This window comes from Dysgonomonas sp. Marseille-P4361 (assembly GCF_900343125.1).
Classification (GTDB): Bacteria; Bacteroidota; Bacteroidia; order Bacteroidales; family Dysgonomonadaceae; genus Dysgonomonas.
Map to the genome: position 1 here is coordinate 105,822 of NZ_OPYL01000004.1, position 15,199 is coordinate 121,020.

The following is a 15,199-nucleotide window of genomic DNA, read 5'->3' on the forward strand; positions in this document are numbered from 1 at the left end:
TAGCATTTTTATATATTAGAGTATTATAGATTAAACTCTCTGATCAATTTGCTTTCCATCTCCTTAGCCTTTTTTATAGACTCTTGATCTTTGGCGTCAATTCCATACTTCTCTACCGAAGGAATAATAAGCTCTGTACCCAAAGGCACATTATTTGGGTTCTTTATTATATCCTTATTTTCTTCGTAGATGTATGGCCAGAATGATTTATGACCAAAATGTTTCAAAGACATCATTCGAAGTGTGCTACCCGATTTTATCGTATCTTTTATAATTACAGCAGGTTTCACCTCTACTTCTTCCTGCTTTTCTGGGATTGCAGCAGCCGTTGAGTCCATCTTATTAGTAGCGATAGCAGTTGTATCTGGGACTGCTACTTTCGGTGTTTTTTCTACCTTTTCTTGCTTTATAGTCGCTGTAGTTTTATCAATTCTATCTCTCTGCATATTATCAGAGAAGCAATTCATTATTTCCTGAAAATACAGTCCACCTAAAGCAAATGCACCAACAATAAGAAGAAGAATGAAAGCTAGAGAAATAAACCGTCTGCGGATTGTTTTTCTCTTATGGCTCTCGAACATTTTTTCCGATTCTGTTTCGGTAGTTTCAGAAGGTGTATATTTCTCGTTTTGCGTACTTGTTTCATCAACAACTACCGTCTCTTCTGATTCGATAACCTCTTCTTGGTTTTTCTCTTCTTCTCGAATAAGGTTATTTTCAAGCTCTTCTACGACACCCTCTGTAACTGACGATTGTTCTATTACTTCAGGTTGAGGTGATTCTATAATATTAGTCGCTTCATCACTCTGAACCGTAGACGAAACAATATCTTCAGGGCTTACTACATCTTCTGCTATCACATCTGATTCGTCATCAACAGGGCTTATCTCTTCAACTATCTTTAGTTCTTTTTTCGCATCTATAGTAGCAGAGTAAGAGTCCTCCAGAGTTGTTTCAATTTCTGTTTTTACAGCTATTGACTCAGAAATAATTTCATCCTCTTTGTAGTCATCTGCTTCTTCAACCTCTTCTCCTTCATCATTGGTTTCCACAGTCTCCACATTCTCGAAAGAGAGACCTTCCTCCAGCACAACACTCTCGAAGTGTGCAAATGGATGGTTAACTGCTTCTTTCAATGATTTATCTGGAACAAAACTGAGCTTATAATGGGCTGGAATTTCGATTGCTTCGCCGGTATTTACATCCACACTCTTGCGGGCATTTACTTTTACAAGTTTGAAGGTTCCAAAGTCTTTTATCTTGACCGGATCGTTCTGCTCGATAGTCTCTGATATAACGGCAATCAGCTCCCGTAAAAAGACCTCGGCATCCTTTTTGGTCATATCCTGTTTTTGTGCCAGTATATCAACCAAGTCTTGCAGCGTTAGTCTCTCATTCATTTACTTCCAGTTTTTTAAGGTTATCTTTAATAGTCTGTCCCGGACGGAATGTCAATGTAATCTTTGGTGGTATAAGAAAGCGTTGTTTAGATACCGGATTGACCGATATACGTTCATTTTTCTTTTTTGTTTCGAACAAACCAAACCCTTGTATATTAATAGAATTATGATCCTCCAGATTGCTATTGATGATAGAAACTGTTGTTTCCAATACTTCGGCAGTCTGTTTTTGAGTCCATTCTAAGCGTTTTGCCAACGCGGCTATTAATTCCTGATTTGTCATTACGATACAATTAAGATTAATAAACTACTTTTCCATACAGATCGAAAGGCATAGCGCCTGTAATTTCTACATTGTAGAATTCACCAATAGTAAGTCCCTTTTCTTTTCTGATCAGGACTTCCGGGTCAACTTCCGGAGAATCGTACTCGGTACGTCCGATATAATAATCTCCATCTTCACGATCTATAATAATCCTCAGCGTTTTGCCTATTTTATCCTCATTGCTTTCCAATGCTATACGTTCCTGCAAGGCCATCAACAGATCCATGCGCTCTTGTTTTACATCATCTGCAATTTCATCTTTATAGTGAGCGTAAGCATAAGTTCCATCTTCGTGAGAATAAGGGAAAGCTCCCATTCGTTCGAAACGAACTTCTTTTACAAAATCAATCAGTTCTTCAAAGTCTTTATGCGTTTCGCCAGGATGTCCTACCATTAATGTTGTTCTGAGATGAATACCGGGCACTTCTTCTCTGATCTTTCTCATCAGGTCGTACGTTTCCTCTTTTGTTATATTGCGGCGCATCTTTTTCAGCATATTATCGCTGATATGTTGTAATGCAATATCCAGGTATTTACATACATTATCGTTCTCACGCATTACCCGCAACAGATCGTACGGGAAGTTAGCCGGATAAGCATAATGCAAACGTATCCACTCCACTCCTTCTATCTTGGCTATACGCTCTATCAGTTCAGGAAGCTTGGCTTGTTTATAACGATCTAATCCATAGAAAGACAAGTCTTGTGCAATTACCTGAAATTCTTTCACTCCGGTTGCTACAAGACCTCTCACTTCTTCCTCAATCTCCTCGATAGGGCGTGACTGATGCTTTCCTGTCATAATAGGGATAGAACAGTATGAACAAGTACGGTTACACCCTTCCGAAATTTTCAGATAAGCATAATGCTGTGGAGTGGTAATAGATCGCTCTAATGCTAAATCTTGATTATAAGATTTGCCCAGATCAGCAATCAATGCTTTCCATCCAAATTTCCCATAAAATTTATCTACTTCGGGTATTTCTTGTTTCAACTCTTCCATATACCTTTCGGTAAGGCATCCCATTACAAAGAGTTTATTTATTTTGCGTTCTTTCTTAGCTTCGGCAAATTCCAGAATCATGTTGATAGATTCTTCCTTAGCATCGCCAATAAATCCGCATGTATTAATTACTACGATTTCACCTTCCGATATATCGGGATCGTGTTTTACTGTATAGCCATTCGCCAAGAGCTGTTTCATCAACAGTTCCGAATCTACTAAGTTCTTTGAACATCCGAGCGTAATGACATCTATTCTGTTTTTTCGCATACTGCGCTTAAATATTTTTTCTAAATGTTTGTATATTAATCGAGTTTAAACAGGCCTTCCAAACATGATACATGATGCTCTTTTATACCTATTTCGTCCATCCAGCGACGAGTCTCGAATGTCTCCAAATTCCCTGTATTTGTACCTTTTCCCTGGTCGTTATTCCAAACCCATGTCGGAGTTGGCCACAAGCAAGCCTTAAATTTTATTGTTTTATAAAACCTTTCACTGCATCCTCTTTGTCCATGATGCGAAACTTGTAGGTAATCGCAATCTAAATCCTTTCTATACGGACCATTCAATACTTTGTCACCACATTCGATTCCGGCATCACCGAGGAATACAATTGATTTTTTATTGTCCCAAACACGAATAACCATACTAGAGTTATTGTATGGGTTGGTTCTTATTTCTTCGTTTGTTACTCCTAGCATTTTGAAGTTTAAGCCGTCAATTTTCTCAGTCAATCCGGGCTCTGTTAAGTTCACTACCTCGATACCAGAAGCGTCCAAAGCTTCATAGAATTCAAAGGCATCTTTATCTGAGGTTTCTTCGCATCGAAGCAAATCTTCAGAAAAACGAGAGTGATATATTTTATTTATTTTCAATTCTTTAGGCTCTTTCAATATTTGCGTCAAAGCACCGATATGATCTCCATGCGGATGTGATACAATCCATGCTTCTACTTCGTTTCCTAAAGCAGCAAGAAATCCTCTCAGAAAAAGAGTTTCTTCTTTCACTCCTCCATCCATCACAACAACACGTCCCTTGTCAGTCTGAAACACATACGAGTTACCAATTGTATTAACTTGCGATGGCACTTGCCATAGTGTAAACCCTGATTGAGCAACAAGCAGATTTGGCAGACAAGCCAAAACAAAAACAAGAAGTAAGCTAATTTTTTTCATAGTTATGGTAATTACTATTTTCCGAATAAACTATCAACGAATTCCTTACGTCTAAAGACTTGTAGGTCGTCAATTCCTTCTCCTAAACCGATATATTTTACAGGAATTTTAAACTGATCGGAAATTCCTATTACAACTCCACCTTTTGCAGTTCCATCCAGTTTGGTAATAGCCAGTGCAGTAACGTCTGTAGCAGCTGTAAACTGAGTAGCTTGCTCAAATGCATTCTGTCCGGTAGACCCATCTAAAACCAACAGTACTTCGTGCGGTGCATTCGGAACAATTTTATCCATTACTTTCTTAATCTTCGAAAGCTCGTTCATCAATCCAATCTTATTGTGCAAACGACCCGCTGTATCAATAATTACAACATCTGCATTATTTGCTTTAGCTGAACTTAAGGTATCAAAAGCCACTGATGCAGGATCCGAGCCCATCGCTTGCTTAATAACAGGAACGCCCACTCGTTCGCCCCAAATCACTAACTGCTCTACAGCTGCAGCACGGAAAGTATCGGCTGCACCCAAGTAAACTGATTTCCCTGCTTTTTTGAATTGATTTGCTAATTTACCTATTGTCGTTGTTTTTCCTACCCCATTCACTCCAACAACCATTATTACATAAGGCTTATAATCTTCGGGTAGTGAGAAATCTTCAGCATCTACTGTATTGTTTTCTGTCAACAGACTGGCTATCTCATCGCGAAGAATTGAATTCAGTTCATCCGCATTGATGTATTTATCTTTAGCCACACGTTTTTCGATACGTTGAATGATCTTAAGAGTAGTATTCACCCCAACATCCGATGTTATCAAAACTTCTTCTAAATCATCCAGTACATCATCATCTACTTTCGATTTTCCGGCTACAACACGTGACAACTTAGAAAACATTGATTCTTTGGTCTTTTCCAACCCTTTATCAAGTGTTTCTTTTTTCTGTTTCGAAAAGAAATCAAACAATCCCATAAGTACTTATATATTTGGAATCTACTTTACACAGTGATTCGAATTTACAATATTCAAAGATAGTGAATTTCAACCTATACACATCCAAAAAAGCACAAAAAAACGCCCTGCAAAGCAAGACGTTTCCTCTTTAAATATCTTTATCACAGATAATCTTCGGAAGTCAACTTCACCTCCCAGATCTTACTTCCGTCTTTTTTCGAATAAACGAAATAAAAATCCAACTTATCATCTCTGAAAACTTTGAACGAATCATCTCTTTTCACTGTTTCTACCAGCACCATTTTCGCCCCGCTCATTTCCTCCTCGGTTGGTGGTTGTGACATATCGACCAGTATCGTATAATAACACTTAAAAGCATTGTCTTCTACCGACATTTTATCAAGACGGATATTACCATTACCTTTCGGCAACTCTTTATTCAATTCCTCAACTCGCTCTTTATATTTACTTCCGCCAGAACAACCCGGAGCCGTAAAAGCTACAACTAAAGCAACAAGACAGAAAAGTATTTTCTTCATTCTTTTTTTTTACATTTGGGATTAATAATACTTCGTTACAATTTATCCGTAATCTTCAGGGGTAACTTTTATTTCAGCAAAAACACTTCCATCTTTATTCTGAAAAACGAAAGCGATCGTCATTCCATCATCTCTAAAGATCCTCAGATCAGATTGATTCACCACCATCGAAACAACATTATCCCTAAAATTAGACACGAATTCTTCGGAAGACACCTCCATATCTGACGACAAGGAGTAGTAATACTTGAACACATCACCATCCAACTCCGCTTTTTCGATGCGCACCCCACCCGGATAATCTGCCGGAAGCTGCTCATTAAGCTCATCTATTACAATTTGATATTTACTGCTCTTCGAACAATTAGAGAGAGAAAAAATCAACACAAGGCCCATTAGCGCCAACAGCAGTTTTTTCATCTGTGATTCTGTGTTAAGTTATTGTTTTCTATAAATTTCAGTAAATATAAATAAACAAAACCAAATAAAAAAGCCTCCTTCGAATTTCTACGAAGGAGGCTTTTATATCTTATATCTTATAGATTATTTTTTGAAATAATCTTTTACAGATTCATTAGGAACCATTTCTTCCTTAAATGTATAAGCACCTGTTTTAGGTGACTTCTCCACTTTTATAACTTTTGCATAGTTACGACCATCTTTTGATGATGCATCGCGATAACCTGCTACTGCTTTCTTTGCCATGGTTTATCTCGTTTTACTTAATTTCTTTGTGTACAGTCATTTTTCTAAGAACTGGGTTGTATTTTTTCAACTCAAGTCTTTCTGTCGTATTCTTTCTATTCTTCGTTGTGATATAGCGAGACGTTCCTGGCATACCACTTTCTTTGTGCTCTGTGCACTCCAAGATCACTTGGACTCTGTTTCCTTTTGCTTTCTTAGCCATTTTCTGGTCCTCCTATTTTTTAAGCGTTCAAATAACCTGCTTCAGCAGCTTTTTTCAAAGCAGCATCCAACCCTATTTTATTGATTGTACGAAGCCCGGCAGCTGAAATATTTAGGCTAATCCAACAATCTTCTTCTACCCAGTAGAATTTTTTTCTGAAAAGATTGACATTGAATGTTCTCTTAGTTTTTCTGTTAGAGTGAGAAACATTATTGCCAACCATAGCTTTTTTTCCTGTAATTTGACAAATCTTGGACATTGCTATCGTATTTTATTATGTTTATTTTTCTATTTTAGCGTGCAAAATCGGGTTGCAAATTTAGTTATATTTTTTAAACCTACAAATATTTACAAAGTTAAAGTTTTTATTTTTCTCTTTATCAAGTTAAAAGATTAGCTCCACGACAAACAAAACATAGGGCATTTTAATTCAATTTATATTTATTAAAATTTATTTATACAACTAACGTTGTGCTGCGATTATCGGCAGACAAATTATTCTTATCTTTGCGCTATGAATAAGAAGATCCTCATCACGGGAGCAAGTGGATTTATAGGCAGTTTCCTTGTCGAAAAGGCATTAGAGAAAGGATATGAAGTCTGGGCCGGCATTCGCAAAAGCAGTAGTCGCGAATACCTGCAGGATAGTCGTATCCGATTTATCGACCTTCAATTTGGCAATAAAGAGCAACTAACTGTACAGCTCAACGAATTCAGCTCTCAGCATGGGAAATTCAATTATATTATTCATAATGCAGGGGTAACAAAATGTCTTGACCCGAAAGATTTTGACAAGGTTAATTTTGAATATACTGCAAACTTCATAGATGCTCTGACTGAGGCGGGGTCTATTCCGGAAAAATTTGTATTAATGAGTAGCCTTAGTGCTTTCGGTACAGGAGATGAAAAAAATTATACTCCGATAAAGTTAACAGACACACCAAATCCCAATACGGCTTACGGCATCAGCAAACTAAAAGCCGAGCAATACCTGCAAGGAAAGCCTAATTTCCCTTATATAATACTACGCCCGACAGGAGTATATGGTCCTCGCGAGAAAGATTATTTCCTTATGGTGAAAACGGTGAAATCGGGACTTGATGTAGGAGCTGGATTTAAACCGCAACACCTGACTTTTATATATGTAAAAGATCTGGTAGATGCAGCCTTCCTCGGATTGGAAAGTGAAATAAAAAATCGCGCATACTTTGTAGCCGATGGAGATGTGTATACTGACAAAGAGTACACCCAACTCGTAAAAGAAGCGATTGGCAAGAAGCGAGTCATCAGCCTTAAAGTTCCACTTTGGATACTCAAAATTGTTTCTATTATAGCAGAAGACATTTCTAAACTTACCAAAAAGCCTTCTACTCTGAACAGAGACAAATATAAAATAATGAAACAGCGCAATTGGGAATGCGACATCACTCCCCTTATCAACGACTTAGGTTTTTCTGCTAAATACAATTTACAAAAAGGACTTAAGGAGTCGATAGAATGGTATTATAAAAACGGGTGGTTATAACCACCCCCTTCTTCAGAGAATATTCATCCAATACAATTACATATATACTAGTATTAAGCAAAATGCGTATCAATAAATATATTAGCGACAGTGGTTACTGTTCACGTCGCGAGGCCGACAGACTAATAGAACAAGGTGCTGTAACAATCGGCGGAAAAAGAGCGAAAATAGGCAGCACTGTTTCGGAAGGGCAAGAAGTGCGAATTCACGGCGAAGTAATAGTCAACAATAACAAACCTATTTTCATCGCTTACAACAAGCCTTTTGGAATAGTTACAACTACGGACATCAATGATTCTGATAATATAATAAGTGCTATTGGGTTCGAAGAGCGAATATTCCCGATTGGGCGACTAGACAAAGACTCCGAAGGGCTTATAATCCTTACCAACGAGGGAGATATGGTCAACAAAATGCTGCGTGTGAACAATAACCACGACAAAGAATACTCGGTAACTGTTGACAGAATGATTACCGAAGACTTCATCAAAAAAATGGAAAGTGGAGTCTCTATTCTCGGTATAGTTACCCGTAAATGTGAGATTACAAAAACAGCTACTCATACATTTAGCATAACATTGCGACAAGGTCTGAACAGGCAAATCAGACGAATGTGCGAATCGCTTGGATACAAAGTGATAAGGCTGGAACGCATACGCATAATGCATATTCATCTGGGAAATTTGAAACCTGGAAAATGGCGTCACCTCAGAGAAGATGAAGTAAACCTACTTCGCAAAAGCACAGCACAATCTGTAAAGACAGAGGAGGCATCTAGAAGAAAAAAGAAACCTCAGCCGTCAGGAACTTTCTCATACAAAAAAACTCCATTCGGCGAAACAAAAGGAACTTCGGAAAGAGTAGGTAAATCCCGACCAACAAGCAATACTTCTTCCAAAAGAACCACGTTTAATGAAGCGGAAAAAGAAGGTCGCCCTGCAAATAACAAAGCTGTAGGTAACAGAAACAATTCTAACAAGACCAGTAACAGCAAATCATCTCAACCTCGCAGAGGAAGTAGAGGAACCAGCAGACGGGGCTAAGAGATATACGAATGACTATAATCACCAACAAGAGATTTAAATTTTAACTAAAATCCCTAAAAAGCCAACTCGAGGTTACAAAACAACCAAAAAGGTGATTATCAAGCTAGAAATAGCTTTTATCGATCTTAAAATAAGTCAATAGATGGACTTTTTATAAAATATTTTTATTATTTTTGTACTGCTTTTCAGAGGCAATGTTTTACAACATATTTTATACCTTTGCACTGCAAACAAAAACAACTGAAATACTCGATTTTTTAACTATAAAAATTAAAACAAAATGATTAAAGTAGGTATTAACGGATTTGGACGTATTGGTCGTCTTGTTTTCCGTGCTGCACAAGGCAGAAATGACATTCAAGTTGTAGGTATCAACGACCTTATCGACGTTGAATACATGGCTTATATGCTTAAATACGATACTATCCACGGAAGATTCGACGGAACAGTAGAAGTTAAAGACGGCAAGCTAGTTGTTAACGGAAACGCTATCCGTGTTACTGCTGAAAGAAACCCAGCTGACCTTAAATGGGATGCAGTAGGTGCTGAGTATGTAGTAGAATCTACTGGTCTTTTCTTAGATAAAGAAAAAGCTGGTGCTCACATCACAGCTGGTGCTAAATATGTAGTAATGTCAGCTCCTTCAAAAGACGACACTCCTATGTTCGTTACTGGTGTTAACACTGACAAATATGTAAAAGGAACTCAATTCGTTTCTAATGCATCTTGTACTACTAACTGTCTTGCTCCTATCGCTAAAGTATTGAACGATAAATTCGGTATCCTAGAAGGACTAATGACTACAGTACACGCTACAACTGCTACTCAAAAAACAGTTGACGGACCTTCAGTAAAAGACTGGAGAGGGGGACGTGCTGCTGCAGGTAACATCATCCCTTCTTCTACAGGTGCAGCTAAAGCTGTAGGTAAAGTTATCCCTGAATTGAACGGAAAACTTACAGGTATGGCATTCCGCGTTCCAACTCTTGACGTATCAGTAGTAGACTTAACAGTTCGTCTTGCAAAAGAAACTACTTATGCAGAAATCTGTGCTGCTATGAAAGAAGCTTCAGAAGGTTCAATGAAAGGAATCCTTGGATATACAGAAGACGAAGTAGTATCTGCTGACTTCATTGGTGATGCTCGTACTTCTATCTTCGATGCTAAAGCTGGTATCCAACTAAGCCCAACTTTCGTAAAAGTTGTTAGCTGGTATGACAACGAGTGGGGTTACTCAAACAAAGTTCTTGAGCTAATCGCTACAATGGCTAAAATCAACGGATAATCTATAAAGATTTATCATAATAGAAAAGGACTGCAAAATTTGCAGTCCTTTTTTTATTTATAAAATCAATTGAATATTTCCTTACTGATATATCCCATCTTTCACCACCTCTGCAAATAATTTTGCAATTTTAGCTACAACAGCCTTTGCATAACGCTCGCCTTTTTCGGCTGAGGATTTTTTCGGATTGGCAGTTCCCGTATCGGGTGAAACTCGTTTCCAATTGCGAGGAGTCCATCCAACACCTGCGTTAAGAGATGCAGACTTGAAAGGAATTCGTTTTCCCTCTCCTGCCACCGACAAATCAACCAAATCGGGACGATAATACATCAGCACAGAAGTTTCCTGTTCCCCTGCATGATCATCTTTTATATCAAAATACGGTTCTTGCGGCTCTACTGCAAACCAATCTATGAGGATTATTATAAAATCGGGATAATCGACAGCCAAATCACGAATCATACTTTTGAAGCTATTACCGCCGTGCCCGTTTACTATAAAAAGCTTATTGATGCCTTGTCTATCGAGTGATGCCACAATATCTCTGAGAATAGAGAACTGAGTCTGATAACTAGTGTGCAAACAGAAAGGATAATCTAACTGTCCTGGGTTCTGCGCTCCAAATGGTACATAAGGCAATACCATTCCCTTTATTTCGTTATCGCTAAAAGCTTTCTCTACAGCATCTATACTAATATGATATGCCAAATAGCAATCGGTCATATAGGGCAGATGATAGTTATGTGGCTCTGTCGCTCCCCAAGGTAGGACTGCATAGTCGTAGTTTTCGTTAACTATATCGTGATATTTTGCTTTAGAAAGATCTAAGTTTGGGTTCATATTTAATTTTATTTCATGTTATTCTCAAAGATACGATTTATGCTAAGTTCTTTGCTCCTCTATAAATAAAAAAGCTGTCGTTCTTTAAACAACAGCTTTCTGAATATTATCTTTTATTTTTTCAGTACAAAGCTTCGTGAATAATCTCTGCTACAGTAGGATGAGGAAATACGATCTTCTTAAATTCATCGACTGTATATCCCTTCTCGATAGCAATACCTGCAATAACGATCAATTCCGATGCTGGATTACCCAATATATGGCAGCCAATAATTTTATCATCTTTATTGACAATCAACTTAAACATACCATTACCCAACTCATTTTCGGCAACAAAGCGTCCAGAGAAAGCCATCGGTAGTTTCATTACCTTATATTCGATTCCTTTCTCCGTAAGGTCTTCTTCTACTGCTCCTACACCTGCAATTTCCGGATTTGTATACACTACGGCAGGAATAGCATTATAATTCATCCTATCCTCTACTCCCGTAATGTTATTTACAGCTACTTCAGCTTCGCGGATAGCTGTATGTGCCAACAACGAGTAGCCGGTAATATCGCCACACGCATATATATTAGGATGTGTAGTCAGCATATGCTCATTTATTTTCACTCCATTGCGGAATGACTCAACCCCCAGTTCTTCCAGATTCAGATCTTTTGTAACCGGACGACGACCTGTACTTAACAGAATTTGAGAAGCTTCAATAACAGATTGTTCACCATCTTTTTCTACAACGACCTGACCATCCTTTATTTCTATAACTTTTGTATTCAAATAGAATTCTACTCCTTTCTTTGTATAGTCGGCACGCAGCACAGCAGAAAGTTCCTTATCCATTGCCCCTAGAATTTCGGGAAGCATTTCTATAACGCTCACTTTCACTCCTAAGCTATTGAAAAATGAGGCAAACTCCACTCCAATCACTCCCCCGCCTATTACAGCCAAAGATTCGGGCAATTCCTTATTATCCAAAGCTTCTTTCGAAGTCCAATAACCACTCTCTGCCAATCCTTTTATAGGAGGAATAATAGTTTCGGATCCGGTACACAGAATCACCTTTGCCGCAGTAATGGTTTCACCGTTGCATGTGATCAGGATATTTTTTTCGCCATCTTCGCCATCTATTATAGCTTCTCCGTTCACTACTGTTACATCATGAGCGGCAAGCTTTTGTTTAATACCTGCAACTAGCTTACGCACTGTCTTTTGCTTACGGGCAATCATTTTAGGCAAATCGAAAGATGCTGCTCCCTCAACGGTTACACCATATTTTTGGCTCGATTTAATATTATCATACGTTTTCGCTGAATAGAGAAGAGTCTTTGTAGGAATACACCCTTCATTGAGGCAAACTCCACCCAAGGCATTTTTTTCGAAAAGAATTGTCTTCAGACCTTTTGCAGCAGCTCTTTCACCTGCTGTGTATCCGGCAGGTCCACCACCGATAATTGCAACATCGTACAACGTCATATCTTTGTGTTTTTTGGTATTTATTAATTTAAAATTTAGCCTTATAAAGATAAGGAATTATTCTTCATAAATCATCTTCTTAGTCATTCCTCCATCGATGATTATATTCTGCCCATTGATAAAATTGTTATTTGGATGACACAAGAACAAGCAGGCCTCAGCAATATCGGCAGGAACTCCTACCCTACCCGAAGGATGTTGCTTGTGATCTGCCACAGTCAGACGACTATAATCTCCCGTCTCGATCCACCCCGGGCTGATGCAATTTACCGTAATATTGAATTCACTCAGCGAAACAGCCAAAGCATGAGTCAAGGATACAATTCCACCCTTAGATGCTGCATAAGCTTCCGAATTGGCTTCGCTCATCAGATAGCGTGTGGAAGCAATATTTACAATGCGTCCGTAGGCTTTAAACTGCTCATGCTGCGAACGATGTTGAGCCAAAAACTTTGATGTAATAAAAACAGAGCGTAAATTTATTGCCAACACCTTATCAAAATCATCAATAGAGACATTTAGTATAGAACCAAAATCACTGACTCCAACATTATTGATTACAATATCTATATTACCTTTTTCGCTTACAATGTCTGTTAAAGCAGACCATAACTGCTCTTTATCCGACACATCTACTTGAATAAAAGAAGGTTTGTAGAGTTTCAATTCCTCACACAAACGTTCTCCTCCTTCTCTGTCAATATCGCAAAAGGTTACATCAGCCCCTGCAAGGCAAAAGGTGGAGACTATAGCCTTTCCTATGCCATTAGCTCCACCCGTTACGAATACTATTTTGTCTTTTAAACTTGTCATTTGTTGTGCACTTCCACTTTTTGTGTAGGAGGTTGCTGTTTGTTGCGCTTATCTACCGCCTCTACAAAATTATCAGCTAGAGTAGAGAAAGCCATACCGGTGATACTATTTTCATTCAAAGCTACGGGTTCTCCTTTGTCTCCCCCCTCGCAAATACTTTGAACAATAGGAATCTGACCAAGTAAAGGCATATTCATTTCTTCTGCGAGATTCTTAGCTCCGTCTTTTCCGAAGATGTAATATTTATTGTCCGGTAATTCAGCCGGTGTAAACCATGCCATATTTTCTACTAACCCGAGAATAGGCACATTTACCTTATCGTTCATAAACATATTGATACCTTTACGAGCATCGGCCAAAGCTACTTCTTGCGGAGTACTTACTACCACAGCTCCCGTAATGGCCAATGTTTGTACCAATGTAAGGTGAATATCACTCGTACCCGGAGGAAAGTCTATCAAGAAATAATCCAGTTCGCCCCAGTTAGCATCTGCTATTAACTGTTTCAAGGCATTACCTGCCATTGCTCCACGCCAAACAACTGCATCATTCTTGTTGACAAAGAATCCGATAGAAAGCATTTTCACCCCATATTTTTCTACTGGGATAATGTATTCTTTTCCATCTATTGGCTCAAGGTATGGACGAGCATCCTCTACGTCAAACATCTTAGGCATGGAAGGCCCAAAAATATCGGCATCCAACAATCCTACTTTGTAGCCTTTCTTAGCCAGCGATACTGCAAGATTTGCAGATACAGTACTCTTTCCTACTCCACCTTTACCCGACGATATAGCAATCACATTCTTCACCTGAGGAAGCAGCTTTGCGGGCTTTGGTTGTTCTACCTGAGGTGTACGAGCCTCTATATTTCCTTTTATTTCTATGTTAGGGTCGGCATAAGTAAGGATTGCCGTTTCAGCAGCTTTTATTATAGATTTCATAAACGGATCGTTCGGTTTTTCGAACAGAATCGACAAATTTACTTTCATCCCGTTTATATGGATATCGTCTGACACCATACCCATTTCTACAATATCTTTCCCTGTACCGGGATAGCGCACATTGCGAAGTGCGTCAAGAATAAGTTTTGGATATATACTAGCCATTTCTATTATTGTTGTGTGGTCTGAACAACAGACCTTATTGTTTAAAGTTTATTGATTCAACATATTACTGCGCCCGAAACTGCGATATGAATCTTTTTCGATTTCGATATCAGGCTCGACCCAATTTTCACGATCGGGACATTCAAATTTAATATACTTGATATTTAAACCACGAGCAAGCCATTGTTGTTCGTAGAATGTTTGAATTTTAAGAATATCATCTACCAATCCCGAATGATATAGATCATCTGTTTTGAAGAGAACAGGTAATTTATTCTCCTCAACCATAGCACATGTATAGGTAAACATAAAATTACTATCCGTTTTCAGATGTACGATTCCATCCCCTTTTATAATCTGACGATAGAGCTTCATAAAACGGGTCGAAGTCATACGTTTGCTCACCTTACTCATTTGAGGATCGGGGAAAGTAATCCATATTTCCGACACTTCATTTTCGGCAAAGAAATGCGTAATCATCTCAATATGCGTGCGAAGAAAAGCAACGTTAGCCATACCATCCTCCAAGGATTTTTTAGCTCCCGTCCACATACGCGCACCTTTGATGTCTACTCCGATAAAGTTCTTGTCGGGAAATAGCTTTGCCAAACCAACAGTATATTCTCCTTTTCCACAGCCAAGCTCCAACACTATGGGATTGTTGTTCTTGAAAAACTGCTCATTCCATTTGCCTTTCATATCGAAGCCTTTTTCTTGCAATACCGAAAAAGGATACTGAAACACATGAGGATACTCCTCCATGTTGGCAAATTTCGCTAATTTATTTTTTCCCATATACTCTTAT

At 38.4% G+C, this 15,199-nt stretch carries 18 protein-coding genes; 3 read left to right on the plus strand and 15 right to left on the minus strand.

Annotation, left to right across the window (positions count from 1 at the left end; translation table 11 throughout):
- Positions 1-23 precede the first annotated feature (23 nt).
- From DHU68_RS09015 to rpmB, 10 genes are all read right to left on the minus strand, one after another.
- Entirely contained in the window at positions 24-1,400 is a 1,377-nt protein-coding gene (locus DHU68_RS09015) for an HU family DNA-binding protein (protein ID WP_108822659.1), read from the minus strand.
- Positions 1,393-1,683, minus strand: coding sequence for an HU family DNA-binding protein (locus DHU68_RS09020; protein WP_108822660.1), 291 nt, complete (start codon positions 1,681-1,683; stop codon positions 1,393-1,395). The genes DHU68_RS09015 and DHU68_RS09020 overlap by 8 nt, the downstream gene beginning before the upstream one ends.
- 16 nt (positions 1,684-1,699) lie before the next feature.
- On the minus strand, positions 1,700-2,998 hold the full coding sequence (gene rimO, locus DHU68_RS09025; protein WP_108822661.1) for a 30S ribosomal protein S12 methylthiotransferase RimO: 1,299 nt from the start codon (positions 2,996-2,998) through the stop codon (positions 1,700-1,702).
- Between the two features lie 35 nt (positions 2,999-3,033).
- Complete coding sequence (locus DHU68_RS09030; RefSeq protein WP_108822662.1) at positions 3,034-3,906, minus strand: ComEC/Rec2 family competence protein; 873 nt, start codon at positions 3,904-3,906, stop codon at positions 3,034-3,036.
- Positions 3,907-3,920: 14 nt separating this feature from the next.
- On the minus strand, positions 3,921-4,874 hold the full coding sequence (gene ftsY / locus DHU68_RS09035) for a signal recognition particle-docking protein FtsY (protein WP_108822663.1): 954 nt from the start codon (positions 4,872-4,874) through the stop codon (positions 3,921-3,923).
- Positions 4,875-5,017: 143 nt separating this feature from the next.
- Complete coding sequence (locus tag DHU68_RS09040; RefSeq protein ID WP_108822664.1) at positions 5,018-5,395, minus strand: hypothetical protein; 378 nt, start codon at positions 5,393-5,395, stop codon at positions 5,018-5,020.
- 42 nt (positions 5,396-5,437) lie between these two features.
- The gene (locus DHU68_RS09045) at positions 5,438-5,815 is read right to left on the minus strand and encodes a hypothetical protein (RefSeq protein WP_108822665.1); all 378 of its coding nucleotides are present in this window, start codon (positions 5,813-5,815) and stop codon (positions 5,438-5,440) included.
- A gap of 123 nt (positions 5,816-5,938) precedes the next feature.
- Positions 5,939-6,100, minus strand: coding sequence for a DUF4295 domain-containing protein (locus tag DHU68_RS09050; RefSeq protein ID WP_108822666.1), 162 nt, complete (start codon positions 6,098-6,100; stop codon positions 5,939-5,941).
- Positions 6,101-6,113: 13 nt separating this feature from the next.
- Entirely contained in the window at positions 6,114-6,302 is a 189-nt protein-coding gene (rpmG, locus tag DHU68_RS09055) for a 50S ribosomal protein L33 (RefSeq protein ID WP_108822667.1), read from the minus strand.
- 19 nt (positions 6,303-6,321) lie between these two features.
- On the minus strand, positions 6,322-6,561 hold the full coding sequence (rpmB, locus tag DHU68_RS09060; protein ID WP_108822668.1) for a 50S ribosomal protein L28: 240 nt from the start codon (positions 6,559-6,561) through the stop codon (positions 6,322-6,324).
- A gap of 255 nt (positions 6,562-6,816) precedes the next feature.
- Between rpmB and DHU68_RS09065 the strand changes: the two genes are divergently transcribed.
- The 3 genes from DHU68_RS09065 to gap all read left to right on the plus strand — a co-directional run bounded on the left by DHU68_RS09065 (position 6,817) and on the right by gap (position 10,158).
- Positions 6,817-7,827 carry an NAD(P)-dependent oxidoreductase gene (locus tag DHU68_RS09065; RefSeq protein ID WP_108822669.1) on the plus strand — a complete coding sequence of 337 codons (1,011 nt, stop codon included), beginning with the start codon at positions 6,817-6,819 and terminating at the stop codon, positions 7,825-7,827.
- Positions 7,828-7,889: 62 nt separating this feature from the next.
- Positions 7,890-8,870: a 23S rRNA pseudouridine(2604) synthase RluF gene (gene rluF, locus DHU68_RS09070; protein ID WP_108822670.1), complete on the plus strand. Its 981-nt coding sequence runs from the start codon at positions 7,890-7,892 to the stop codon at positions 8,868-8,870.
- Positions 8,871-9,153: 283 nt separating this feature from the next.
- On the plus strand, positions 9,154-10,158 hold the full coding sequence (gap, locus tag DHU68_RS09075; RefSeq protein ID WP_108822671.1) for a type I glyceraldehyde-3-phosphate dehydrogenase: 1,005 nt from the start codon (positions 9,154-9,156) through the stop codon (positions 10,156-10,158).
- An 81-nt stretch (positions 10,159-10,239) separates the two neighbouring features.
- Here the strand turns inward: gap and DHU68_RS09080 are convergent, their stop codons facing one another.
- The 5 genes from DHU68_RS09080 to trmB all read right to left on the minus strand — a co-directional run bounded on the left by DHU68_RS09080 (position 10,240) and on the right by trmB (position 15,189).
- Positions 10,240-10,998, minus strand: coding sequence for a creatininase family protein (locus DHU68_RS09080; protein WP_108822672.1), 759 nt, complete (start codon positions 10,996-10,998; stop codon positions 10,240-10,242).
- A gap of 121 nt (positions 10,999-11,119) precedes the next feature.
- Positions 11,120-12,472: a dihydrolipoyl dehydrogenase gene (gene lpdA, locus DHU68_RS09085; protein ID WP_108822673.1), complete on the minus strand. Its 1,353-nt coding sequence runs from the start codon at positions 12,470-12,472 to the stop codon at positions 11,120-11,122.
- A 57-nt stretch (positions 12,473-12,529) separates the two neighbouring features.
- Positions 12,530-13,285 carry an SDR family NAD(P)-dependent oxidoreductase gene (locus DHU68_RS09090; RefSeq protein ID WP_108822674.1) on the minus strand — a complete coding sequence of 252 codons (756 nt, stop codon included), beginning with the start codon at positions 13,283-13,285 and terminating at the stop codon, positions 12,530-12,532.
- Entirely contained in the window at positions 13,282-14,394 is a 1,113-nt protein-coding gene (locus DHU68_RS09095) for an Mrp/NBP35 family ATP-binding protein (protein ID WP_108822675.1), read from the minus strand. The genes DHU68_RS09090 and DHU68_RS09095 overlap by 4 nt, the downstream gene beginning before the upstream one ends.
- A gap of 48 nt (positions 14,395-14,442) precedes the next feature.
- On the minus strand, positions 14,443-15,189 hold the full coding sequence (gene trmB, locus DHU68_RS09100; RefSeq protein ID WP_108822676.1) for a tRNA (guanosine(46)-N7)-methyltransferase TrmB: 747 nt from the start codon (positions 15,187-15,189) through the stop codon (positions 14,443-14,445).
- Between the last annotated feature and the right edge of the window lie 10 nt (positions 15,190-15,199).